The organism is Halobacteriovorax vibrionivorans (assembly GCF_003346865.1).
Lineage (GTDB): Bacteria > Bdellovibrionota > Bacteriovoracia > Bacteriovoracales > Bacteriovoracaceae > Halobacteriovorax_A > Halobacteriovorax_A vibrionivorans.
This window is the reverse complement of record NZ_QDKL01000001.1, coordinates 1,018,583-1,044,611: the sequence shown is the minus strand read 5'-3', so window position 1 is coordinate 1,044,611 and position 26,029 is coordinate 1,018,583. Positions and strand designations below refer to the sequence as shown.

At 34.7% G+C, this 26,029-nt stretch carries 24 protein-coding genes, 1 other RNA gene and 1 pseudogene; 2 read left to right on the top strand and 24 right to left on the bottom strand.

What is annotated here, in order from left to right; genetic code table 11:
• The first annotated feature begins 7 nt into the window (after positions 1-7).
• Positions 8-391, top strand: a complete 384-nt coding sequence (locus DAY19_RS05110; protein WP_114706090.1) for a hypothetical protein — start codon at positions 8-10, stop codon at positions 389-391.
• Positions 392-903: 512 nt separating this feature from the next.
• Here DAY19_RS05110 and ftsZ read toward each other — a convergent pair.
• The 14 genes and pseudogenes from ftsZ to rsmH all read right to left on the bottom strand — a co-directional run.
• Positions 904-2,034 (bottom strand): annotated as a pseudogene (gene ftsZ / locus DAY19_RS05105) (cell division protein FtsZ); the annotation flags it as partial.
• A gap of 14 nt (positions 2,035-2,048) precedes the next feature.
• Positions 2,049-3,311, bottom strand: coding sequence for a cell division protein FtsA (ftsA, locus tag DAY19_RS05100; RefSeq protein WP_114706088.1), 1,263 nt, complete (start codon positions 3,309-3,311; stop codon positions 2,049-2,051).
• Positions 3,312-3,407: 96 nt separating this feature from the next.
• On the bottom strand, positions 3,408-4,145 hold the full coding sequence (locus tag DAY19_RS05095) for a hypothetical protein (RefSeq protein WP_114706087.1): 738 nt from the start codon (positions 4,143-4,145) through the stop codon (positions 3,408-3,410).
• Entirely contained in the window at positions 4,145-5,053 is a 909-nt protein-coding gene (gene murB, locus DAY19_RS05090) for a UDP-N-acetylmuramate dehydrogenase (protein ID WP_158536792.1), read from the bottom strand. The genes DAY19_RS05095 and murB overlap by 1 nt, the downstream gene beginning before the upstream one ends.
• On the bottom strand, positions 5,046-6,422 hold the full coding sequence (gene murC, locus DAY19_RS05085; RefSeq protein ID WP_114706085.1) for a UDP-N-acetylmuramate--L-alanine ligase: 1,377 nt from the start codon (positions 6,420-6,422) through the stop codon (positions 5,046-5,048). Before murC ends, murB begins: the two co-directional genes overlap by 8 nt.
• 49 nt (positions 6,423-6,471) lie before the next feature.
• Positions 6,472-7,602, bottom strand: a complete 1,131-nt coding sequence (ftsW, locus tag DAY19_RS05080) for a putative lipid II flippase FtsW (RefSeq protein ID WP_114706084.1) — start codon at positions 7,600-7,602, stop codon at positions 6,472-6,474.
• 65 nt (positions 7,603-7,667) lie between these two features.
• Positions 7,668-8,132, bottom strand: coding sequence for a hypothetical protein (locus DAY19_RS05075; protein WP_114706083.1), 465 nt, complete (start codon positions 8,130-8,132; stop codon positions 7,668-7,670).
• Between the two features lie 78 nt (positions 8,133-8,210).
• On the bottom strand, positions 8,211-9,593 hold the full coding sequence (gene murD, locus DAY19_RS05070) for a UDP-N-acetylmuramoyl-L-alanine--D-glutamate ligase (RefSeq protein WP_114706082.1): 1,383 nt from the start codon (positions 9,591-9,593) through the stop codon (positions 8,211-8,213).
• A 3-nt stretch (positions 9,594-9,596) separates the two neighbouring features.
• Positions 9,597-10,673, bottom strand: coding sequence for a phospho-N-acetylmuramoyl-pentapeptide-transferase (gene mraY / locus DAY19_RS05065; RefSeq protein ID WP_114706081.1), 1,077 nt, complete (start codon positions 10,671-10,673; stop codon positions 9,597-9,599).
• Positions 10,674-10,698: 25 nt separating this feature from the next.
• Complete coding sequence (locus DAY19_RS05060) at positions 10,699-12,009, bottom strand: UDP-N-acetylmuramoyl-tripeptide--D-alanyl-D-alanine ligase (protein WP_114706080.1); 1,311 nt, start codon at positions 12,007-12,009, stop codon at positions 10,699-10,701.
• Positions 12,006-13,319 (bottom strand): Mur ligase family protein, encoded by a 1,314-nt coding sequence (locus tag DAY19_RS05055; RefSeq protein ID WP_158536791.1) that lies wholly within the window; start codon positions 13,317-13,319, stop codon positions 12,006-12,008. Before DAY19_RS05055 ends, DAY19_RS05060 begins: the two co-directional genes overlap by 4 nt.
• On the bottom strand, positions 13,312-15,234 hold the full coding sequence (locus DAY19_RS05050; RefSeq protein WP_114706078.1) for a penicillin-binding protein: 1,923 nt from the start codon (positions 15,232-15,234) through the stop codon (positions 13,312-13,314). The genes DAY19_RS05055 and DAY19_RS05050 overlap by 8 nt, the downstream gene beginning before the upstream one ends.
• A 5-nt stretch (positions 15,235-15,239) precedes the next feature.
• The gene (locus tag DAY19_RS05045; protein ID WP_114706077.1) at positions 15,240-15,572 is read right to left on the bottom strand and encodes a hypothetical protein; all 333 of its coding nucleotides are present in this window, start codon (positions 15,570-15,572) and stop codon (positions 15,240-15,242) included.
• Positions 15,573-15,592: 20 nt separating this feature from the next.
• Positions 15,593-16,594, bottom strand: a complete 1,002-nt coding sequence (rsmH, locus tag DAY19_RS05040; RefSeq protein ID WP_114706076.1) for a 16S rRNA (cytosine(1402)-N(4))-methyltransferase RsmH — start codon at positions 16,592-16,594, stop codon at positions 15,593-15,595.
• Positions 16,595-16,742: 148 nt separating this feature from the next.
• Here rsmH and DAY19_RS05035 point away from each other — a divergent pair, with 148 nt between their 5' ends.
• On the top strand, positions 16,743-17,969 hold the full coding sequence (locus DAY19_RS05035; protein WP_114706075.1) for an esterase/lipase family protein: 1,227 nt from the start codon (positions 16,743-16,745) through the stop codon (positions 17,967-17,969).
• Here DAY19_RS05035 and DAY19_RS05030 read toward each other — a convergent pair.
• From DAY19_RS05030 to DAY19_RS04985, 10 genes are all read right to left on the bottom strand, one after another.
• Positions 17,958-18,551 carry a GTP-binding protein gene (locus tag DAY19_RS05030; protein ID WP_114706074.1) on the bottom strand — a complete coding sequence of 198 codons (594 nt, stop codon included), beginning with the start codon at positions 18,549-18,551 and terminating at the stop codon, positions 17,958-17,960. The genes DAY19_RS05035 and DAY19_RS05030 overlap by 12 nt on opposite strands.
• Positions 18,552-18,561: 10 nt before the next feature.
• Positions 18,562-19,053: a hypothetical protein gene (locus DAY19_RS05025; RefSeq protein WP_114706073.1), complete on the bottom strand. Its 492-nt coding sequence runs from the start codon at positions 19,051-19,053 to the stop codon at positions 18,562-18,564.
• An 8-nt stretch (positions 19,054-19,061) separates the two neighbouring features.
• Positions 19,062-19,655, bottom strand: coding sequence for a recombination mediator RecR (recR, locus tag DAY19_RS05020; RefSeq protein WP_114706072.1), 594 nt, complete (start codon positions 19,653-19,655; stop codon positions 19,062-19,064).
• A gap of 9 nt (positions 19,656-19,664) precedes the next feature.
• Positions 19,665-19,979, bottom strand: coding sequence for a YbaB/EbfC family nucleoid-associated protein (locus DAY19_RS05015; RefSeq protein ID WP_114706071.1), 315 nt, complete (start codon positions 19,977-19,979; stop codon positions 19,665-19,667).
• 11 nt (positions 19,980-19,990) lie between these two features.
• Entirely contained in the window at positions 19,991-21,787 is a 1,797-nt protein-coding gene (dnaX, locus tag DAY19_RS05010) for a DNA polymerase III subunit gamma/tau (protein ID WP_114706070.1), read from the bottom strand.
• A gap of 69 nt (positions 21,788-21,856) precedes the next feature.
• Positions 21,857-21,955, bottom strand: an RNA gene (gene ffs, locus DAY19_RS05005) — signal recognition particle sRNA small type.
• 40 nt (positions 21,956-21,995) lie between these two features.
• Positions 21,996-23,264 (bottom strand): hypothetical protein, encoded by a 1,269-nt coding sequence (locus DAY19_RS05000; RefSeq protein WP_133296887.1) that lies wholly within the window; start codon positions 23,262-23,264, stop codon positions 21,996-21,998.
• Positions 23,265-23,309: 45 nt separating this feature from the next.
• A complete protein-coding gene (locus DAY19_RS04995) occupies positions 23,310-23,786 on the bottom strand; it encodes a nucleoside deaminase (RefSeq protein ID WP_114706249.1) in 477 nt (158 codons plus the stop codon).
• 2 nt (positions 23,787-23,788) lie between these two features.
• Entirely contained in the window at positions 23,789-24,517 is a 729-nt protein-coding gene (locus DAY19_RS04990; RefSeq protein ID WP_114706068.1) for a PilZ domain-containing protein, read from the bottom strand.
• A 35-nt stretch (positions 24,518-24,552) separates the two neighbouring features.
• A complete protein-coding gene (locus DAY19_RS04985) occupies positions 24,553-26,028 on the bottom strand; it encodes a tetratricopeptide repeat protein (RefSeq protein WP_114706067.1) in 1,476 nt (491 codons plus the stop codon).
• Position 26,029 lies beyond the last annotated feature (1 nt).

Here is a 26,029-nt window from a genome sequence, read left to right as displayed (position 1 = left end):
GGTAATTATGACAGACATGGAGATTCTTAGAGGTCAAATTAATCAAATCATTGAAGAAAATAAACCTGAGGTTATTTTCGATGCCAAGTACGATAGAGTTATTCGTGAATGCGAGAAAGAACTCACAGCATCTGGACTTAAACAAAAAGTATCTTACACAATTGACTCTCTTGATCCTCAAAAGCGTGAGCAAAAGTTTGGTTCTGGACAATTTGCTCGTTGGCAATATGAACTTAGCTGGCAAGACTGGGAAGGAAGCTTTCGACTAGTCCTTAGAAATATTCCTCACGATAACTCAAAACTACTAATAAAACTTCCAGAAGACTTTAAAATAGATACGGCCGAGCTAATCGATGCCTTTAAATCAAATATCGCAAAACTAGTATCTTAAAGAAATATAATATATAGAAAAAAAGAAAGGGCCCTTTTCAGGGCCCTTTTTTTGATGTTGCCATCAATATACTCGGGGGAATCCTATCGCTCTAATTGGCGAAAAGTTTCATTTGATGTATTTTGACCTTCATCTTTTCTTAAATAAGATGGAGTATCTAGTTCTTCTTCATCAAAGTTAATAAATCCCAATTTCTCAGCAATTGACTTAGGACGCTCTGATTTTTCAACATTTGAGTTATTACCAGTTAATGCTTTTTCATTTGCCCAAGGATCAACTTCTGATTTTGAAGCTTCATATTGAGAAGCTGCCTCACGAATTGAATCTGTTAAGCTTGGACGACTTGAAGAATCAGTTGTATCTCCATCAAACCCATTCGATCTCAATTGTTGTTTTTCTTCAACTTGTTGAGTTTCGTAGTTAACTGATTCACGTTGTGCTTCCATTTGAATCTCTCTCATTGCATCAAGATTTTCATCTTGTTGTGGAGTTGATTCATAGTAAGCTGGACGAGAAATTGTTTCAGTTCTGTGCTCAATAGGTTGCTCGATTTTCTGCTCTTGCTTTACTTCAACAGTTCTCTCTTCAACAATTGGCTTAGCAAATGTTTGTGGAGCTTCTGTTTGAACAGGTCTTCTCATTTCTTGTTGAGGAGCAACTCTAGTTGATGAGTCTTCACCACCAAGACCTGTAGCAATTACAGTAACCTTGATATCGTCTTCTAATTCTTCATCTACAACTGATCCAAAGATAACTTCAGCATCTTCATCAGCTGCTTCCATAATTAAAGTAGCTGCTTCATTTACTTCATGCATAGTCATTCCAGAACCACCAGTAATATTGATGATAATTCCAGTTGCACCATCGATTGAAATATCTTCAAGAAGTGGTGAAGAAATTGCTTCATTAGCAGCTTTAATAGCTCTATCTGGTCCAGAACATAGTCCTGTTCCCATTAGTGCTAAACCTTTATTAGACATAACAGTCGATACGTCTGCAAAGTCAGCATTAATATGTCCTGTTGTATTGATTAAGTCAGAGATACCTCTAACCGCATTAAGTAGTACTTCATCTGCTTTCATGAAAGTCTCAACAAGAGATAAACTCTCACCTGCTAATTGAAGAAGTCTTTGATTTGGAATTGTGATTAGTGAATCAACATTTTCCTCAAGAGTTTGAATACCAGTTTTGGCATGTCTCATTCTCTTTCTACCTTCAAAGATAAATGGCTTAGTTACAACACCAACAGTTAAAGCTCCAAGCTCTCTTGCTAGTTTTGCAATAACAGGTGCTGCACCAGTACCAGTTCCACCACCCATACCAGCAGTAATGAAAACCATATCTGAACCTTCTAGTACTTGGCTTAGCATTTCATACTCATCAAGAGCAGCTTTGCGACCAACTTCTGGATTTGCACCAGCACCTAGACCTTTTGTTAATTCAACTCCAAGTTGAACTTTTGTTGGTGCAAGGTTTACAGATAAAGCCTGCGAATCAGTGTTGGCAACAATATACTCAACACCAGTAAGTCCAGCCTTGATCATAGTGTTTACGGCATTACATCCACCGCCACCGACACCAACTACGCGAATCTTCGCGCCTTCAGTTAATTTTAATTCATTGTTATCAGAAATTTCGAACATAAGTTCCCCCTTATTTAAAAAATTTCTCTAAATACTGATTTAATCGATCCGGATAACTTTCCGACAATATCGATTTGATTAATATCTTCTTCAACTTCCGCATCCACTTCTTTACCTTTAGTAGCTTCAAGAAGAAGTCCAAGCACTGTTGAAAACTTTGGATTTTGCATTATGTTTGTCATCCCGCCAAATGCGATTGGATAACCAATTTTTAATGGACGATCAAGAAGGTACTCACCAATCTCTGGCATACCCTTAATCATTGCACCACCACCTGTAAGAACAACACCACCACTGATGTCTTCGCCCAGGTTCTTTTCTTTAATAATATTTTTAATTAGATCAAATAATTCTTCAGCTCTAGCTCCAAGAACATTGGCCACAGTATTTAATTGAACTTCACGTGGCTTAGTTCCAGAGATACCTTGAACTGTAATATGCGCTGACTGATTTACTTGTTCTGGTAAAACAGATCCATGATTAATTTTAATTCTTTCTGCTTCTGCGTGAGGAACTTTCAAAGCTACCGCTAAGTCATTAGTAAAATGATTACCGCCAACTGGAATAACCTGAGTGTGAACAAGAGCACCATCTTTCCAAAGTGCAAGATCTGTAGTCCCACCACCAATATCAACTAGAAGAGTTCCCATTTCTCTTTCTTCAGGAGAAAGAACTGATTCCGATGAAGCAATCGGTTGAAGTGTTACGTTTTCAACTTTAACACCTGTATGCTCAACACATTTAACAAGGTTTTGAATTAATGAAATTGATCCCGTAACAATATGTACATGTGCCTCTAGGCGAGTACCACACATTCCAATAGGGTTTTTAATTCCTGTTGTATTATCTACTTTATATTCTTGAGCGATAACGTGAATAATCTCACGATCACTTGGCATTACGACCGCTTTTGCAGCCTCTAATACTCTTTCAACATCATCTTCCGAGATTTCATTACCCTTAACAGCAACGACCCCTGAACTATTGAAACTATAAATATGGCTTCCAGCAATTCCAATAGTAGCACTATGGATATCAACTCCGGCCATAAGTCTCGCTTCTTCTAATGAGTTTTGAATTGAGCGAACTGTTTTATCGATATTAACAACACTACCTTTTTTAAGGCCATGGCTTGGATGTGTACCAATACCAATGATTTCTAATTCACAAGGATTAGAAATAGTTGTTTGTGTATTTGAGCTATTTTGAATTCCGACAATTGTACAAACTTTAGTTGTACCTACGTCTAGACCGACTACGATGTTTTTTTCTTTCATTGAGAATCCTTTCTCTAGTTTTTTCTTACAGAATCATTCTGCTTTTTTTCAAGAAATAATACGGCAATTTTTACCGTGTATAATGAAATTTTAGGATTAGTCGTTGAACTTGACAACAACTTTTTTGGAATTTGTAATATTAATTACAGATGGAACTTTCTTTTTCTTATTCATGTAACTAATAATCTGAGTAAGTTTATCAACCTTTAGAGGCCATTCATCTTTACCCATAAAGACACTTGATGGCTTGCCTTTAATCGATAAAATCATTGTTAATTCTTTATTATCACTAACAATAACTTCTGAAATTAGTTTTCTAAATACTAGATCAAGTCCTGAGACAATCTTCGTTATTTTTCTTTGAACGTCCTTATCCATCTCTCCTACTGGAATAGCGAGATAAGGTAGTGAGTAACTCAACTTCTTTTCTGTTCTTAGAAGTATTTCATAAGTTGGATCAAATAGTTGACCATTTTCAACAAGAATCGCTTCGTAAGATTCCATTCCATTCTCTTTATAAATTTGTACTTTCATAAGAGGAGATGGACATTCGTATATAAAATTTAGCATTCCTTGAAGTGGATCGTACTTGATAGTGTAATCAGATAAGAAATGTTTTTCTTTTAACTTATCGTGATCAATTAAGTTCTTCATACTTCGTAATGAACTATTTTTTTCGAAATCTTTTACGAGTTTAAGAGTTAGGGTTCCCGCTGCACGAGAAGGACATTTACCAAAAGCCGTTTTGTATTTGATTTTCTCCATTGGACGTGATGTCGCAAGTATCGACGTGCTCATCATTAAGAAAGTTATAATACCAAATACTTTTTTCATTAGTTGTCTATCCTGACTTCTGGTTCGAATCTTAATCCATACTGGAGTAGTAATTCATCTTGGACTAGTTTTATCAGCTCTTTAACATCAGAAGCGCTTGCCTCATTAAAATTTTCCATAAAATTTCCATGAAGATTGCTAACTCTAACACCACCAACTTGTAGTCCCTTTAAATTTAGTATATCAACAAATCGTCCCGCAGTGCAAGTTCGCTCTTTATTTGTGATGTTTTTAAAGACACTACCACAGGTTTTTTCTCGTAAAGGTTGGGTTTTATTTCTAACCAATAAATAATCTCTAATTTTTTTCCCAAGTTCCGGATCTTGTCCATGACTAACTAATTCAACCTGGTAAACAACATCACCTGGCCTTAAAAAATTATTCTGCCTGTATGAGAAACTACTTTCATCTACTTCATAGATATGTTCAGTGCCTTCTTTATCAATATACCAGACGCGCTTTACGATCTCATTTATCCAGCCCAGACCTGTTCCTGCATTCATAAAAACAGCGCCCCCTAAAGTGGCCGGGATTCCCGTAATGACTTCCCAACGTTTATTTCCAAATTTTGAAGCATGAGAAGTTAGAGTTGAAAGCTTTATAGATGCGGGTAAAATATAAGAGTCATGATATGAATCAAATATAGTCTTATCATATGAAAAATCTAAATGAATTATTGGCCTCTTTATTTCTTCATTTAATAGTTGATTCGCACCTAAACCAAGCAAATGATAAGTCATACCATTATCACTTAATTTTTTAACAACAGACTTTAAAGCGTTAACACTTTTTATAGTAATTAAATTACCAAAGGACTTTACTTTCATCGTTGAATAGCGAGAAAGATCCTTTCTGATTTCAACTTCAATATCTGAAATGTCTTTAAGTAATAACTTAAGATTATTCATTTCTGTCATTATCAAGAACCCACTCTCTGATAACACGACCAATTGAACCAGCACCAAGAGTCATAATAGTTGCTTTTTCATTCGACTTAATAATTGAATCTAAATCTTTTAATTCTATATTCTTAGCAAGACCTGGATGTAGACGATTGATATCTTCTACTAATCTTTCTGAAGTAATACCTGCTATTGGCTCTTCACTTGCTGGATATATTGGACACATGTAAAGTTCGTCAACATCGTTAAAGCAGTGTAGAAATTCATTCCAACAATCTTTTGTTCGCGAAAAACGGTGTGGTTCAAAAATTGCAATTTTTTTGTGATCTCGAATCTCTTTTAAAGTACCAAGTGTGGAAGAAATCTCTGTTGGGTGATGTCCGTAATCATCTAAGATTTCAATTTTGTCATTTTTATAAAGAAGCTGAAAACGACGTCCAACATTCTCAAAGCTTCTAATCGAGCTTTGAATCATTTCAACTGGCACACCCATTTTATGAGCAATAGAAATTGCACCTAGAGCATTCAAAATATTATGCTTTCCAGGTAGATTAATTTTAATACGTCCTAAGTTCTCAGGACCTACGATTAAATCAAACTCTGAACTTAGACCATCCATTGTTATATTAGTTGCTTGATAATCAGCTTCATTTTTAATACCAAAAGTAACAATTGGTTTTTTTATAAATGGAACAAGACTCATTAAGCGATCATCATCTGCATTTAAAGATGACAGTCCATAAAAAGGAACCTTGTTAATGAATTCTTCAAAGCTTGCCATAAGAATGTCTTCACTTCCATAATGATCCATGTGATCCAGATCAATATTCGTAACTACTGACATAATAGGATTAAGCATTAGAAAAGATCCGTCAGATTCATCTGCTTCTGCTACAAGATATTCCCCTGTACCAACTTTTGCATGACCAGCAAGATTCGATACAATTCCACCGATAATATATGTAGGTTCATAGTTACTTGCTTGAAGAATCGTCGCAAGAAAACTTGTTGTCGTTGTCTTCCCGTGAGTTCCACCAATTGCAATTCCACGCTTAAGTCTCATGAGCTCTGCTAGCATTTCTGCTCTTCTCATAATTGGTACCTGATTATCGCGGGCCTGTTGCATCTCTGGATTAGTATCATTTACCGCTGAAGAATAAACAACAACTGTCGTTTCATCTGTTATGTTCTCTCTATTATGACCAATATAAACTTGTGCTCCCAACTCTCTTAGACGAACAACATTGGCCGAGTCACTAATATCAGAGCCTGTTACTTTGTAGCCAAGTGAAAGTAAAATCTCAGCGATACCACTCATACCGATACCACCAATCCCAATAAAATGAACTGAGATATCTTGAATATTAATATTCATTTCTAATCCTTTAAAATAATTTCTCTCATAAATTTAGCCTATCTATGAGCTATTGTTGAGAAAAAAACGGCTTTTGAGCATTATCAGTGTGTTGACGTGACACACAAGAGAAAATAACACCTATGGCAATTAAGTTTGATAGAAGTGATGATCCACCATAACTTACAAACGGAAGGTTAAGACCTTTTGTTGGAAGTAGTCCAAGAACAACTCCCATATTTAGACATGCTTGAACACAGATAATGAAAACAATTGAAGTTACCATCTTTCTTGCAATGACATCTTTTAATGAAAGAGCAAGTCGGAAACCGAAATGAGTAAAGGCCATAAAAAGGCCAACAAATGCGATAACACCTAGAAAACCAAATTCTTCTCCAATGACAGAAAAGATAAAATCGTTATGCGCCTCTGGTAAGAAGAATAATTTTTCTAAACTATTTCCAATCCCTTTACCGAAAAAGCCACCATTGGCAAAACCAATCCATGACTGAATAACCTGAAATCCACTTCCCCTAGGGTTTGCCCAAGGATCAAGAAAGGCCATTAACCTTTTTACTCGATAAGGTTGCGCAATAAGAATAAGACCAGAAAGAACTGTTCCGACTGAGGCCAAGATATAAAAGTATTTACGATTAAAATTTGAAATGAAACATGTAAAACCGATTCCTAAGGCGCAGATAAAGAATGTTCCAAAGTCTGGTTGTAAAATAAGAAGCAATAAAACGAAGAAAATATTGGCAGCAAACTTTAAACGGTTTTTAAGATCTAGCTTTTCATAACTTTCAAAGAAAAAGAGAGAAAGCATAAGAGTTGAGTATTTAGCAAATTCTCCGGGCTGAAGTGATCCCACTCCAATATTGATCCAGCGATTTGCACCTTTAGCGATAACACCAAGTCCAGGGATAAAAGTTAATATAAGTAGAAAACCGATTACAATATTGAGATGAAATGAAAATTTATACCAAAATTGATATTTAGTCTTAGAGACGATAAAGGCCAATCCTATTCCAAAAAGAGCGAAGAAAATTTGCCTTGAGAAAAAGTGTAAACTTGTTCCATACACTTCTTTTGAAAACATATACGATGACGAATAAACCATTACCACGCCAAATGCGACAATAATTGAAGTAATGATTAAGAAGAATTTGCCAAAACGATCCGTGTTTTCCAATGAGTTCATATATTTATCATATATGAATTTGCTATTCGATGCATTAGAAAATAAAGAAGCTGTGCAGCGTTACCCTACTTTATATACATTTGAGCAAAAGTACGAAGAGAGTCGATTTTTCGATTTTCAAAACAATTATATACATTAAGTGGCGTAATCCCTTCATGATGTACGATATGTGAAAGACATGCTTTCTCTCCTCTGTTCTTAACGAGCGCAGCAAGAGTCACATGTAAGCTATTTACCTGTGAATTATAATAACTTGTAATCTCTCGTACGGCCTCAAGTCCCACAGAGGATTTCACATAAGTGCACGCATTAAATTCAACAAGACTAATGGCCCTTCTCGTATTCAAGACATCGGTAATACAATTTAGCTGATAAGAAGAAGTAATCTGTTCACACTGCTTTCTAAAGCGGTATTGATTCATTTTAGATAAACGTTTCTCAACGACTTCACGACAATCATGCGTGAACTCATTGGCCTTAATGTGAGAGGTAATAATACTGACGAAGATAAAGAATAAGACAACTTTCATGCAGTCATCATATGCCTGTGTACTTGTTCTGTATTAGTGCTAAAAAAAATGCCTGCATAAAGCAGGCATTTGAAACAATTATAATTGATATACTAGTTTTTTGAAGTAGTTTCCTCTTTCCTCATAATCTCTAAAGAAGTCTGTTGCAGGATTCCCCGGTGAAAGAATAATCGTATCACCTGTTCTCGATTTTTGATAAGCAAAGAGAACTGACTCTTCAAATGAACCAACAATGAAAGTTTGTGGATGCTCACCAAGAGCACGATTCATACGCTCTTTTGCTTCACCTACTAGAACGATAATACGTGTAGTTGAACATAACTCATCACTGAATTGCTCGTACTCAAGTTCTTCCATGTCTTTACCACCTGCAATTAGAATCACAGGAGTTTTGAAAGACTTTGTTGTTTCACAAAGAGTCTTCATATCAGTTGCTTTTGAATCGTTATAGAAGTTAACGCCATTCTTTTCCATTAAGAATTCAATTCGATGTGGAATTCCTGGGAACTTTGTTACACATGTTTGAATTGCTTCATCTGAAAGATCAAGGGCCTTACATGCCGTAATTGCAGCAAGTAAGTTTTCACGATTGTTTTGACCAATGATTCTCATCTTCTTCACTGTAAATTCTGAATGGTATGAAATATTTGAGTGGATTCGACGATCGTGGAAATGCGTTCCTTGAATCTCTTCCATTACACCAAGCTTAACGAATGATCTTCTTGAGTACCAATAAGTTTGGCAATTAGCATTTCTAAAGAAGCTATTATTTGCAAGCTTATCAAAGTTAACAATAAGAGTATCATCTGGAGAAAGAGTCTTAATAATACTAAGCTTAGTCTCCATATACTCACCCATAGAAGTGAAATGATTCTGTGGATAAGTGTCAGCAATATCAGTAAAGACAACCATCTTAGGGTGGAAGTCATCAAGTTTTCTCATTTGAACGGCAGAAACCTCAACAACAACGTAATCGATTTCATCTTTATTAGGTAGCATTGAGTATTCAATAAATGGACTATCACTTGTACCACCTACGAATACATTTTTACCATCTTGTCTCAGTGTGAAACCAATCATATGTGCTACAGTTGTACGACCATGTGATCCACAAACAGCAATAATAGGCTTGCGACAAAGAGTATTACCAAGTGCAAATTCAGAATAAACCTGCTTACCTTCTCTTCTTGCTAATTCAAGCTGAGGTAGGTTTGGATCTACTGCACTTGAATAAACAACAACGTCAGCATTTAAAAAGTCATCATCTAAATGTTCACCAAAAGTCATTTCAACTGCTGGCTTAATTTTACGTAGCTTTTTTACGGCCTTATTTAAATCAAAAATCGGCTTGATATCAGTCACTCTAATATTACACTCAAGACGATTAAAGAAATTGATGAGCTTGAAACCAGTTTTTCCAATACCAACGATTAGGATATTCTTGTTTCTAAATCTCTCCATTTATTACCTCATTTTTAAAGTAGCGATAGCAAGAATCGCTAAAAATATACTTATAATCCAAAATCTAACAATAACTTTCGGTTCGGCCCATCCCATCAACTCAAAATGATGATGGATCGGTGCCATCTTAAAAATTCTCTTTTTACGAGTTTTATAAGAACCAACTTGTAATATTACTGAAACAGCTTCAGCAACAAAAACACCACCAATAATGACAAAAAGTAATTCACTTCTCGTTAAAACGGCCATCGTCCCTAGTGTACCACCTAAGGCAAGGGACCCCACGTCACCCATAAATATCTGAGCTGGATATGTGTTATACCATAAAAAACCAACGCCTGCACCGACGATTGCAGCACCAATTACGGCCAATTCACCAACATTTTCAACATATGGCACAAAAAGATATGAAGCGATTTCACTGTGCCCCGTGGCATAACCAATAAATCCTAGAGTTGCAGCAGAAGTAATAATTGGACCAATTGCCAATCCATCTAGTCCATCTGTTAAATTAACAGCATTACTAGATCCAACGATAACAATTGCACCAAATAAGACAAATAACATGCCTAAGTTAAATACTGGCCCTTTTACAAATGGTACAAAAAGTTGAGTATCAATCACACCGAAGTGAACCATGGCATAGACAGCAATTAAGCCTGTCACAAATTGCCAAAGTAATTTACCTTTAGCGGACACACCCTTTGTATTTCCTTTAGAAATTTTTGCGTAATCATCGATGAAGCCTAAAACAAAATATGATGCTGTAACTCCGCAAGTGATTAGAACAGGAATTGAATTGAAATTCCCTGTTATCAGTAGGGTTAGAAGAATTGTTCCTAAAATAAATACTCCACCCATTGTTGGAGTACCGGCCTTTTTTAAATGAGATTCTGGCCCATCATCACGAATAACTTGTCCGAATTGTTTTCGCTGCATGAAGCCGATGAAATACTTCCCCCAAATAATTGAGATCACCGTCGCCAACAAAAACGCCACAACTGTTCTAAATGTGATGTATTTAAAAATATTAAATGCAAAGAATTCATCCCTTAAGGGATATAGGAAATGATACAACATGTAATTATCCGTGTTTTAAATTATATTACATAGTTATATCTATTAGCCTCTCTAGTTGTAAAGAACGAGAAGCTTTTAAAAAGATATAATCGTACGAATTTAATACCGATAACCACTTTGTGCAAAGATCATCAAGATTTTTATATATTTCAGCCTCACCTTTAAAGGTATTCTTATAATATTGAGAGTATTGACCAATAAAAAAAGCGTGCTTTGCGTTAACAGAATTTAATACATTTGAAATATCTTCGTGATGCTTTTGTGTTTCACTACCTAATTCATTCATATCACCCAAAACAAAAAGAACCTTCTTATCGCTAGGTACATTTTTTGCAAATTCTCTTATCGCAAGATTCATTGAGGTAGGATTTGCATTGTAGGCATCTAAATATATCTTTGTCTTATCAACATCAATCCACTGTGCTCTTTTATTCTTAGGTAGACGTACTGATTTCAATTCATGGGCCAAAGACACTGAAAAGATATTTTCTAGGATGAAAGCTGAAGCCTGAATATTCCATTGATTGTATGACTCTTTAATAATATCACTTTCAAAAGGATGTACGACCTCTTTATTTACGAGCACAACTTTATCATCTTGCGCAAGAGTTGCTAGTTTAGCATCTTCACAATTCAGATAAAATTTAACACCATTTTTTAAAACCCAACGATATAAAGCAGACTTCTCTTTTAAAACGCCATCAAGGTTTTCTAAAAATTCGGTATGGGCATGACCAATATTAGTTATATAACCAAAGTCAGGCTGTGCAATTTCACAGAGCGCTTCAATTTCACCAAAGTGATTTGTCCCCATCTCAATAATGGCAAACTTATGTTCATCTTTTAGCGAGAATATTGTAAGTGGTACTCCAATATGATTATTTAAATTACCTTGAGTACAAACAACAGCATCGTTTAAGAAACTCTTGGCCAAAGAAAAAAGGATCTCTTTTGTTGTAGTCTTACCATTAGAACCAGTAAGACCAAAGACGATACCATCTTTATTTTTCCATTCTTGAATACGAAACTTTGCGGCTTCTTGGAGAAATTTAAGGCTATCATTTACAAGAAAGAAGATAAGCTCATTATCTCTTTCATATAAAGACTTAAGCTTTTCCTCTCGCCCTTCTTCATTGGTAACGACAAAAGCCCTTGCCTTATTGGAGATAGCATCCTCAATAAAGTTATAAGCATCAAACCTGTCGCCCTTTAGCGCGACAAATAAGTTTTCATCATTTGGCATCTTAGAATTTGTCGATAAAGAAATTTCATCTTCACTTACCGTACCGATTATTTTTATTAAACCATTAATGTTTTTTAAATCTGTTATCTTCATAATACTTCAATTGCCTTTTTCACTATTTCAATATCACTAAAGAAAGACTTCACTCCATTTACATCCTGGTACTCTTCATGACCTTTACCTGCAATAATAACGACAGTAGGATTTTTATATCTTTTTACATAATTTTTAATTGCATCTTCTCGGCTAACAATAACATCAACATCATTACTATTATCTTTAAGAATATCTTCAATAATTCTTTCAGGGTCTTCAAATCTAGGATTATCACTAGTGACCACGACGCTGTCACTATACTCGAGAGCCGCTTGTAACATCAAAGGCCTTTTAGTTCTATCACGATCACCACCACATCCAAAAATTGTGATTAAATGATGGTTCTTAAATAATGACTTAGTCTCACGACAAATATTTATTAATGCATCAGGAGTATGAGCGTAATCAATGATATAAATATTTTCCTGGTCTCTTATTAAATTAAAACGACCTTTAGGTAGCTCTAGTTTTATTTCTCGATTTAATTCTTCACCAACAGCTTCATCACAAAGGGCAAAAGCTAAATCAAGATTATCTTTATTATAACTGAGGTTAAATTCTTCACCGTATTTATTATCAACATGGGGAGCAACTTTATATTTAATTTTATCTTTAAAATATTCCGCCTGTGAACTTGGAATAATTACTTCATTTTCACAATAATTAAGAAGCTTTGCCTTAGCATTGAAATAAGCTTCCATTGTCCCATGATAGTCTAGATGGTCTTGTGTCAGGTTAGTCCAACCTATTGAGCTAAAGTCCATTCCTTTAACTCGTCCTTGCTCTAGAGCGTGAGAACTAACTTCAATACAAAAATAATCAATATCGTTTAATCGATATATTACTCGTCTCAAATCAAGATATGATGGTGTTGTCGCTGATAATGAAGGCATAATCTCTTTATCTTCACGAATGATACCAACAGTGCCAATACAACACGCTTTAAAATTATTTCGATTTAAGATTAATTGACATAAGTGAGTTACAGAAGACTTGCCATTTGTTCCAGTAACACCAATTAATGAGACTTCTCGGTCTAAAGGGTATAAAACTTCTACCAACTCTTCTTGTAATTGATAAAAGTCTTCTAGTTCAACAACAAGACAATCAAGGCCTTCAACTTCTAAATTTGTTATTACTAAACCTGCATTTCCCTTTTCGTTTCTTTGCTTGAACAGAGAAATTGATTTTTCGTTTTCATAAAGACGATAAAATGCAATATCACCTTTTTTGGCTTGATCTAGATTGACTGTTAAATCAATAAATTGATCTGTGACAATGTTGTATTTTGAAATTAGGCTATTCATATGTTGGTGGGGCATATCTTAATTTAATGATAGTGTTTTTTGTATATGCACTTCCAGGTTCCGGTAGCTGCTCATCAACAACCCCGACACCACTATGAGTAAGGTCAATATCTAATTTACGAGCAAGCTTCATAGCAGATTTCTTATCAAGGCCTACGAAATTAGGAACTAGTCCACGACCAGTATACCTTTTAGCAGAATGAACTCTTTTTACAGAATCAAAGGCCATGTCATTTTCAAATAGATCGTTCTCTGCAAGACCTTCAAACTCTTTATTCTTATACAATAAATACTCTGTGACTTTCTTGAACACTGGTCCAGCGACAGAGTTACCATAATATGATTTTCCCTTTGCTGGCTTATCCACATAGGCATAAACGACAAACTTCTTCTTAACGCCAACTGGAAAGCCTAAGAAACCAGGAATGTAGCCAGTATATCGTCCCATATTATCAGCTCTTTGTGCCGTGGATGTTTTGGCCGCAATTTTAAAATATGGAATTTTTCCATTACGAGCTGTTCCGTCTTCAACCGTTTTAATCATCATATCCGTAAGTGATTTTGCAACTTTTTCTGGGATAATCTGTTCAGCTTCAGTTTTATTAGATTCATCAACTTTTAAAATTGTAGGCTTAACATATTTCCCACCATTTGAGATGGCCGCAAATGCCGCAAGCATCTGTATTCCTGTCGTTGCAACTCCCTGACCAAAACTAATATTACTTAAGGATAGAGGAGAAACATTTTTATCGTCGGTAAAGATACCACGGGACTCAGCAGGCAATTCAATTCCGGTTTTCTCACCAATTCTAAACTTAGTTAGAGTTGACTTTAGTTTTGGAAAAGTTAGGTCAAATGCAATTTTTGTCGTTCCAATATTTGAAGAGTGCATTAGTATTTCTTCAACAGATAACCATTCAAATTTCTTTCTCGACTCTGCTTCTTTAATTATATGATCTTCAACTTTCAGGCGCCCTTGTTCACAGTAGTAATTTGTATCCGGACGTACAACATTATTTTCAAGGGCCGAGGCCACTGTAATAACTTTCATTGTTGAACCTGGCTCAAATGGATCTGAAATGAAAGAGAGCTTACGGTCAATACTTCTAGATCCATCTAAATCGTTTGGATCAAAAGTAGGATAATTTGCAACAGCAATGATTTCTCCAGTTTCTGCGTCCATAACGCCAACGCCACCACGTTTCGCTTCGACTTTTTCGACGGCCTCTTTTATGGCCTTCTCAGCAACGGCTTGAACTTCTTTATCAATAGAAAGGTAGATATCTTTTGATCTTTCCGTCGGAATATTTTGACTCACATAGCGAACAGGTCTTCCTTTATTGTCTTTGAAGTATTTTATAATTTGTGGCTCACCTCTAAGCTCATCATCAAAGCGGTGTTCTATTCCTGCAAGGCCATTATTGTCAAGGCCAACAAAGCCAAGTGTTTGCGCAGCTAATTCATGATTTGGATAAATACGCTTTGGGATTTCTTCAATATAGACACCCTTGAGCTTTTTAATTGCATGAACTTGTTCTTCTGTTAAGTTGATCTTTCTTGCAATCCAAGTAAAGCGATTTCGCTTCATTGCCTTAGAGCCAATATTTTCAATCTCGGCCTCTGGCATAATTTGCGTTAACTTCTTAAAGACATTCTTATCTCTAATATTTTTTGGAATGGTAAAAAGAGAGTATGTTCTTATGTTAATTGCGAGTGGATTCCCATTGCGATCATAGATATGACCACGTCTTGGGAAAACCTTGCGTTCACGGAAGAATTGTTTTTTTGATTGTGACAATAAATGACCGCGATCAACAACTTGAATGCGGAATGCCTTCACAAGAATTGCTACAAAAGCAAATGCAAAGACGACATAAACTATTTTTAATCTATTCTTTAAGTTACTCTCATTCACTTTATTTACTTCTTAGCTGGAACAACAATAATTTGATGTTGTTTTGGCTGTGCTAAATTATAACGACGGGCCATTTTCCTTAAATTTGAAACTGAAAGAAGGCGTGCCTTTTTGGCCTTTAATTCCTTTCCTTCAATTTTTACTCTCTCAACTTCTTTTTTTACAGTTGCAATCTCATAGTTTAACTCAATACCTTTCATTCTAAAAAGTACAAATAAAACTGTAATCACAACTAAGCTAAGAACAATTGGTAAACCTTGAGAGCTTAATAGAGCCCCTTTAATTTTATTCCCAATACTTTCCTTCTTAGACTTTGATCGACTCATCCTAGAGGCCATAAAACAATCTCCTATTGTTTTTAATTCTGTATTTTCGAAAACTTTTCGTATTTATTCTTTGATTTCTTCTCACTCACTCGTTTTAAAATTCGAAGCTTAGCACTTCTTGAACGTGGGTTTTCCGAAATCTCTTCTTCACTTGGTATAATTGGCTTTTTAACTTCATTTTCAAAAAGCATTTCACCAAGCCCATTTTTTTCAAACTCTTTAAACAATCTCTTAACAATTCTATCTTCAAGAGAATGAAAACTTATAATTAATATTCTACCATTAATCTTTAATAATGGTAGCACCTGAGCAATTACATCTGATACTACATCAAGCTCTTTATTTACTTGTATACGCAGTGCTTGGAAGCATTTTGTTGCAGGATGAATTCGACCAAATTGCAGTTTTTTTGGATAGCAATCTTTGATGAGCTCAGCTAATTGAAAAGTTGTTTCAATCGGGCCTTCTTTTTCTCTTTTGGCCTCAATCTTTTCCGCAATGCGCCATGCAAATTTCTCTTCACCATATTCTCTAAATAGATCAGCTAATTCTTGCTTAGAATACTTATTGATAATATCTTTTGCCGTTTCTATCTCATCGTTATCATAGTCCATTCGCATATCAAGCGGTGCATCAACACGAAATGAAAACCCACGAGAACCTTCATCAAAATGATGGGAAGAAACACCCAAATCTAAAAGTACTCCGTCAAGGCCTTCGTTCTCATCAAGTAGCTCTTGATGGTTTCCAGTAACGACATCATGAAAGTGAACAAAGTTTGAGTCATGTAGAAAAAGTCGATCTTGAACACCATTTTTTTCGATAAGCTTTCGGCCATTTGCAAGAGCATCTGGATCTTGATCAAAAGAGATCAATTTTGCATTTGGATTCCTCTCTACGATGGCCATAGAGTGACCACCTGCTCCAAAAGTACAGTCAGCAAATACTAAACTTTCTTTATCTTCATTATTTAAATAAAGATAATCGAGGCATTCATTCTTTAATACTGAATAGTGTTCTTTATAATCTTCCAATCTATATCCAATTTATGCATTAATCAGTTGTTTACTTAAAAGATGCTAATTTATTTATGAACGATCTTTTATTGTCTTTCATTTATTTGACTTGGACATGCACCTAATGACAAAATTTTACATCTAGCACAAGGAATTTGAAAGAACTATGAGAGATACTGATTTATTTTTAAACAAATATATAGAATCAAAAGTATTAAACTTAAAAAGTCGCTTTAATGCTTATAATGCACGTAAAAATTATTCTAAAACTTTTCTTGATTCAGCTAAAGAACTTACAAAGTCTGATATAAGACAACGTTTTTTACAGGCAAAAGAAAATCTCTCACCAAATGACACTCTTAAGTTAATGAGAAATCTTTTAAATTCTTCAGCGTGGATCAGTTTTTCAACGGCACGCTACCTACACTCTCTAACTAATTTTAAAAGCTTTGATAACAAATTTGATTACAACTTTATCAACTACCGCTTTTTTAATGATCTAAAAAATAAAAAAGAAATTAATTTAGAAGATGATGAAATATTTAAAATCATTTACAACGAAGTTGAATATGCAAAATATCATCCAAATTATATTTCAAATTTAGAAGCTCCAACAACAAATGCAACGATCATATTAATTCCAGGAGTATTTAACGAACTATTTTCTACCCCTTCTTTTGAAAGGGCATGCCTTCATTTAAAAAAGAATTATGGTATTAAATACTTCACTCCAAGCATTAATGGTTTTGATAATTGCAATAAGAATGCAGAGTCTTTAAAAATTCAAATCAATGACTACATGAAAGAGCATCCTAATGAAAAATTATGGCTCGTAGCATTTTCAAAAGGTGGTCTTGATACTCTTCACTACTTAAGTGAGTATAGCGAAGAACAAGATTCAATATTAGGTCTCTCAACAATTGCTAGTCCAATTCTTGGTTCAGATTCTTTTAATAAGAAATTAATTAAAACTCTTAATCTCATTCATAACTTCTCTGATTCAAAACTATATAAACTAATTGATAGTAGAAGAGATATACTTGCTAAAGAAATGCAAAAATCACTCTCATCTACTTATCGTAGGCCATGGCTTAGAAATAATCATGAGAAACTAAACCCAAATCTTTTTTATACATCGATTGGGTTTTCATCAAAATGGTATGACAGCCACTTATGGATGATGCTTATGAAGCTCATCATCAGAAGTAAGAATGAAAATGATGGCGTCGTTGATACTGAAAGCACCCTTTTTCCATATTACTTTCAAAAAGGAATTAGTTTAGGAATTCTAGAAGGACATCATCTTGTTGGAAGAAGATCATCCTTCTATTGTCAGGAAGCACTAATTGAAGCTCATATACATTTCTTAAAATACAAAGGACTACTCTTTTAGTCCCCCCTTAAGATTCATAAGAACTAATTTAGACATCGCCTTTAGTGTTTCAAAAACACCAACACCTTTTACAGCAACAGAGTCGAAAGCTGGTCGCTCATCTGCATTTAATGTCTGCTGTAAGTCTTCGACTGGTGTAACATTTGGTAAATCTCTTTTATTCCATTGAAACACTATTGGAATTTGATCAATATCATATCCCTGCTCCTTAAGGTTTTCCTCAAGACTTTTTAAAGATTCAATATTTGCTTCCATTCTCTCAAGTTGAGAATCTGCAACAAAAATAACACCATCAACACCACGAAGAATTAGCTTACGTGAAGATTCATAGAAGACCTGACCTGGCACGGTATATAAGTGAAAACGTGTACGGTAGCCACGTATTTCTCCAAGATCAAGCGGAAGAAAATCAAAGAAAATTGTTCTCTCATTCTCAGAGTCGAGACTTACCATCTCTCCTTTATTCCCACCGGCAGTTTTTTGATAAATATATTGAATGTTAGTCGTCTTTCCACCAAGGCCCGGCCCATAGTAGACGATCTTACAGTTAATTTCCTTCGTATTATAATTTACAAAAGACATAAGTCCCCCACTATCCCATTACACCTGAAAATAGATCATCTACTTCATTGTCACTAATATCATCAAAGAGGAAAACATCATTTGGGTTTAAGTCATCACTTAAATGTGCCTCTATGAACTCAGCTAGCTTTGTTTCTATAAGCCTAACACGAGATTTAAGCTTAGCAGGGTTATCTACATCAAAATAAATCAGACTGAGATAAATATCTTCAAACGGCCCCGATAATTTTGTTATATAAATTCCCTTAGAAGAAGTCGCATAATTGAATCGGAAATCATCCTCTGTTTCATCAGGAATGAACTGAGATAGAACAGAGCTAGCTTGCCATACACCAGCGATTAAGGCTCCTGCAGTATCACTATCAAATTCAGTTTGAGTACTTTTAAAAGAATATAAAGGTATACCATCTTGTCTACAAACAACAAGGCCACTATTCACAAGAGAATCGAGACCGCTATACTCTTTAAAAAATTCTTGAATAACGTATTCGATGTTATCCATATGCTTCCTTACATTTTTGTTTTATTCTCTAAAGCTTTAGAGATTGTCATTGTGTCTAAATAATCAAGATTCCCACCCATAGGAATCCCAAATCCGATTCTATCAACCATTACATTTTCAGGAAGTGTCGATTTGATATAACTACAAGTTGCATCACCTTCAACTGATGGCCCTATCGCTAAAATTATCGAAGTAACTCCAAGTTCAGTAACTCTCTTCTTTAACTTGTCGATATTCAGTTCTGCTGGCCCAACTCCTAATAAAGGATTTAGGACACCACCCAAAACATGATAAAGACCTCGATACTGGCCACTTCTTTCAATTGCCATGTAATCTGTTATTGATTCCACAACACAGATTTCAGTAGATTCTTTACGATGAATGTCACTACAAACATCACAAATGTCCTCATCTGCGAAAACGCCACACTGCTTACATTTTTTAAGTTCTGCCAAATCATTTAGAGCATTTGAAAAATCACCTAATTCTTCAGCTGTCCATTTCGTAAGACTTAAGACATGTCTTAATGCACTCTTTTCTCCAATTCCTGGAACTTTTGAAAACGAGTCCATTAAATTTGTGATTCTTTCAGGTAGTTTCATTCATCTTTCCTAGAAAAGGCCTGGTATATTTAATCCACCAGTTACTTTCCCCATAGCATTTGAAACCATATCTTGTGATTCTTTAACTGCTTGATTAACGGCCGTTAATACAAGGTCCTCTAATGTTTCAACATCAGATGGATCGACAGCTTCAGGATCAATTTTAATTGATTGTATTTCTTGTTTTCCAGTGATTGTAATTTTAATGGCACCACCACCTGAAGAAACTTCTAGTTCTCTTTTTTCTAATTCTTTTTGAAGAGTGCTAATTTTTTGCTGCATTTGTTGAGCTTGCTTCATTAGCCCTTGCATACCTTTTGCCATATATACTCCGTTTATTCGTCGTTATTTAAAACGATCTTATCTATTTTTGTATTAAAAAGAGATCCTGCAACTTTGAGCATCTCATCTTCTTCAATTTGTTTTCTCATATTTGCCTTTTCAATATTTTCATTTTCAATATTGATGTCAAATTTTGATTTAAATTGAGTCTCTTGCGCTTTTTCTCTTTCAACTAACTCAAGTTTTAAATCAATTTCTTCAACAGAAAAGTAATTTCTAAGTTCTGCTTTAACCTTTTCAATTGTTTCTTGATTATTCATATGATCAAAGAAAACTTTTGCACTAACGGGATAACCAATCGCTATGGTAGCCTTATTCCCTACCACAACGAGTTCCCCTAAGAGATTCCCCTGCTCCATATTCGCACTCATTACAGGAGATGAGCTCGATAAGAACTCTAAGAAGCCATCCCACGTCTTATTCCCTTCAGGAATAATTGTTGGTGTGATTTCTTGTGGAACTACTTCTTCAGGCTCTGAAGCTGGCTCAATAGCAACTTCTTCAGGTGTATTTTCACTAGCAGAGAAATTTGCATCCTGCTCAACCTCTTGTTCATCAAAGATAATCTTAGTTGGAGCTGGTTTTTCCTCTGGTATGATTTCTTCTTGGGCCACTTCTTCAACTTCAGCGGCCCTTGGGGCCTCAGGCTTTCCCGCAGCATCCTCCACAGTAGAGGTATTTGCAGCTACTTCAGCAGTATCAGCTATTAACTGATGTCTTAAGCTTACCTTTCTCATGGCAAGTAGAGTAGCATCTGCTGGTATAATCGATTCCATTGTCCAAGCAAAGTCTTTAGCAAGAGTTTCATAAATCCAATAAAGCTCTGCTCTAGTTGTCTTATCAAAAAGATCGCCATCTACTTTAGATTGAATACGATTTTTATCGTTGAAGTCTTTTGCGATAATAATAGAAAAAAGATTCTCTAACATCGATTTAACAATATTATTTAAACCGATGTTTTGTGAAATAAGCATATTAAAAGTATTTGTTAACTCTTGAGTTTGACCTGCAATGATATTATCAATTAAAGATTTAATCGAACTCAATTTTGCAATACCTAACGCTCTTGCAAAAATATCCTCTGTTATATCTTGGCCATAAGAGAAACTTAAAACCTGATCAAAAAGAGAAAGAGTATCTCTAAACGATCCATTACCAAGTTTTGCAAGTGTTTCAATAAGCTCATCTTGACTGAAAGTAATATTCTCTAATTGAGCGATATTAATAATATGTGACTTTAGCTCTTCAACTGTTGCGTTGATGAAATCAAATCGCTGACATCGCGAAAGAACAGTTCCCAATAATTTTTCAGGCTCAGTCGTGGCCATTAAAAAGATTGCATGCTCAGGCGGCTCTTCTAGTGTTTTCAAAAGAGCATTGAAAGCGCTGTTAGAAAGCATATGTACTTCATCAATAATATAGACTTTATATTTTCCATTTGATGGAAGATAAGAAATATTACTAATTAATTCTCTAATATCATCAACACTATTATTAGATGCCCCGTCAATTTCAACGACATTCATTGAAGCAGCTGAATCAAAGTCATGACAAGCACCACATTCTCCACATGGATTCTGTTGTTCATCACGGTTTTCGCAACGTAGTGCCTTTGCAAAAATTCTTGCAATAGTTGTTTTTCCAATTCCACGTGTACCAGAAAAAATATAAGCATGACCAAAACGGTCTTCTCTTAAAGAATTAACTATTGTTTTTACAATATGTTCTTGCCCAACAAAGTCTTGAAACTTTGTAGGACGATACTTTCTGGCCAGAACCTGATATGACATTGAGCACCATCACTTTATATGATTTTAAATTTTTACTTATTAACTATAGGCAAAATAATAGGCATTGGAAAGGGGCAGCCGACACAAACACAACGCAGCAAAAGCTACCGTTGCTTCGTTCCCGACCTGGCGGAGTTCACCTCGTTACGCTTGTCTGGCCGGCCACCGAAATGAATATATTTTTTTCAAAGCATGATGTCAATTAAAGCTAGTATTTTATGATAATTGTATCATTTTCCAGACTCACCGAGTCAGAGTTTATGAACTTCATCACAAATTTAAGAACCATTTTTGTAGCAGTCATACCCGCAACCTTTGCCTTGGCCACTTGTACCCTAACTTCTCTTTGAGTCTCATTGATATTTAACGTACCACTAGCTCTGAAATGCAGTGTAAATAGCGCACGAAGCTTTGCATTCAACTTAAATTCACCATCAGTAACGTGAATATTTAAGTCACTAATACGATTGCTATCTTTTTCAATTTGATCTTCATTAATTTTATTTATTTTAAAGTATGAGCTCTTTAAACAACCAAGATAGAAAGCATCTGCTGAAATTATTCGCTTATCATTGATTGTTTTTAAACACTTTGCTTCTATATCAAAAAATGTAAAAAGACCTTTTTGTGTTTCTGCTAATAATTTATCCGCTTCAACCCCAACATGATTTTCGTTAAAATAAACAACACCATCATAGATTTCGAAAGGGCGACCTTCACGTAACAGCCTTATCTCGCTTCCTGCAATTAAAGACTCTTCTAAACAACCAGCAAAAATAAGATCTAGATTAAAACTTTTAAGTTCACTATCTTTAAAACAATCAACATTTATGGCCTTAAGACCAATTTCACTATTAAGAATATTTCCACTAATACTTTGAGCATCAATATTAATTCGATCATTCGTGAATAAAACTTTCTTACCAAGTATACTTATAAAAGATGTATCTTGGCTTTCTTGCTTTATTTCAACTTTAGCAAACTCACTTCCTTTACTAGGATTAATGAGCATATTCTTTAAACAAATTTGATCAAGCCTAAATGTAAAGCCATTGCTAGCACAATTAATTTGGACATTTCTTATATCAAACAAGAAGCTTGCAGCACCGATACTTAATTGAGGTCCATTCGCATTGAATCCTGTTTCTGTAAACTCAATTAAAGCTTGATTTGCATAAATAAAATCGAGAAAGTCGATCTCATCTATTTGCGGGATATACGTTGTTAAATTTAGATTATCTTTTCTGAAGTTGAATTTATTATTATATAAAGCTGCATCAACTAAAAATAGCTCACCGTCTTGTGCTAAATCAAACTCGACAGCATCATACTTTATATAAATATCGCGAGCGTATGCACTTCCCGCTAAAAACTCTTGCCCCACCTCTCTTTTCAAATCAAAAGAGTCTACTTCAAATAGCATAGAATTAGCGGCACATATCGTTGAGATAAGTGATAGTATTAGTAATTTGATCATATATTAATGATCTAGAATATTTTAAACAATGTAAATATAGGATAGTTAGGATTTAACTTTTCGATAGGTTTTTCGACGCAATTTAAAGAAATCTGATAATACTTTCGAGCACTTGAAATGTTCAATTCCACCAATGACAGAAAATTTATGATTGAAGCGCTTATCCTTTTGAAATGAATACCCTAGAGAGATACTTCCTGCTTTATGATCGTAAGCACCAAAAACAACATTTTTAAAACGAGCTTGTAAAATTGCATATAAACACATTGGACAAGGCTCAAGCGTAATATAAATAGTACAATTAATAAGTCGCCAATCACCTAACTTCTCACTTGCTTCTTTAATAGCAAGGATTTCTGCATGAGCTGTCGTATCTTTATTTTGTTCTTTTAAATTATGTGCCTTAGCAATAACATTATCATTTTCATCGACAACAATTGCTCCAACGGGAACCTCTCCGGCCTTAAATGCCAGTTCTGCTTCATCTAAAGCTAGTTTCATATTCCATATATGTGACTTCATTTTCATGATTTAAACTTTTTATTCTTCTTGGCCTTGCGCTCAAAGTTCCAATATTTTTCTAAGTCGTTATACTTTCTTTTTACAACATCATCTGTAATGACGAATCGCACTCCATAAGTATAAGGGCGACCAATTGAGTATTGTCTTTTTGATAGCACCTCAACCTGTAAACGTCCATCAAGTCCTGAAGATTCTATTTCAATATCAATACGCTGACCGATTTCAACTTCTTCAAACATACTTAATCCACCAGCGCGTCTTCTAAGATCAACAATCCTTGCGTCTGCTTTCTTGTCATCATCAAGATACACGCTTGCTTTTAAGTCATTGCGATAACGGAAGTCATATTCCCACCAATTAATAATCGGGAAAAAAACAGGTGAGTATAGAGAAAAACAAAGAACCCCTAAGATAAAAAAGGACATTGTATATAAAAAGAAAATTGAGAAATCATTATAATGATAAAGAGATCTTAAAATATGAAAAATGATAATAAAAAAAGATAAGGCCGTTAGCGACCAAAATGAATACTTAAGATTTCTCTGTGTACGATAATATAAGCGATAGAAAAAAATGAAGAAGATAATTCCAAATAACGCTATGAAATTAAACTGATATTTAAAGAATTCATATCCTTTCGCTAAAAAGAACAAAAAGAAATGAAGAGTAAATAAAGCCTGGGCCTTATTAAAATCTGTTTTAATTGATAATTTGTTAATTCCTATAAGCATATATTTATTTTAAGCAAATTCGGAATAAAGAACAATTAATTGAGTACAAGTGGCAGTATTTGCTTAGGCGAATCTGATCGAGTTAACTTATATTTTTTTCCTTTATAAGTTATTTCATATTCACCTGGCTCAAGATCAACTGGAAGCATATACACATGATCATAAATACCATACCAAGAACGTAGGTCAGCTAACTCAGACTCAGCAATTGCTTTATTGCCGGCAGCGTAGGCGGCACTGGCCGACAGGTAGGCGATAAATGCACCATTATTATAAAGAGATCGATAAGTTTGGTATGCAGAGGTTAATAAAGCAATATGCTTGGCTGCTAGACGAGCACCTACTTTTGCTTCTAAAGTTTTAACATCTGTTTTTAATGATTCACTTAATACTTCTGATGTATTGGCCATAAGAATTAGATTATCCGATAGAACTTCATTTCCATCTGCATTTGTGAGAGTAACTTTTTCAGTATTCGTAATCGGTACAGAATCTATTTTTGGTAATTCAAAACTAATCTTTGGCTCTGCTCCTCTTGTGATTGAAAGCATTTTAAGAGAGAAGGTTACAAAGTCGTCCATACCCTCATCATTATATATATAAACACCGACAGGAAGACCTAGAGGAAACTCGTATACATTGGCCGTCTTTTTTATAACATGGCCATCTAAAATTATGATGTAGGTATTATAGCGCTTTTTATTTTGAAAGAACTTTTTAATGTTATTTGAGGTTTGTGTTTCACTGATATAGTTTGCTAATTTCTTTTGAGAAAGAAGATGAAGCTCGTTGTAATCATCTTTATATTTCTCATGTAATTCATTATAACTTGGATAAATCCCCATCTGCTCCACTAAGTTTTTTTGTCCTAATTTTTTAAAACTTTTAATTACAGATCGGTCCTTAGAACGATCATAAACATCATGAACAATAACTCCCATTAAATCGATAAATGTCGATCCTTTATATATTGCCCTTCCGCGATTTTGCTCCTTGAAATTATCAATATATGAGCTCCAATCTCTAAGAGTCGAGACCATTGCCTGTTGATGAAATCTTTTATCTTTTGAAGACTCTGAGGATTGAATTAACATGTAGTGAGATAAGATTTCATAAAAGCGAATACTTATTTGTTCAAATTGATTTGGATAATAAATATCGGTAGCCTCTCCAATAAATAAGGACTCAACCTTATTTGAAATGCTCACCTTATATAAACTATTAGCTATTTCTTTTGCCTTATTAAGATGAAAGAGGGCCTTCTTATAATCTTTAAGATTAAAATATGCTATTCCAAGTTCGGCCTGCTTTAAAAAGCGATCCTCTTGCCTTTCGTAAACTTCTTTTTTAGTGATTCGATCAATGACAGTCTGATACTTTTTTTCTTTATATAAAGAAGCAATGATATCACCTTCATCTCGAACTCTTCTTGCAGCACAACTTAAGATACTAACAAGACTAATTAAGATGAAGGTGTAACTTAGGAATTTATTTTTTGATATTTTATGCAAT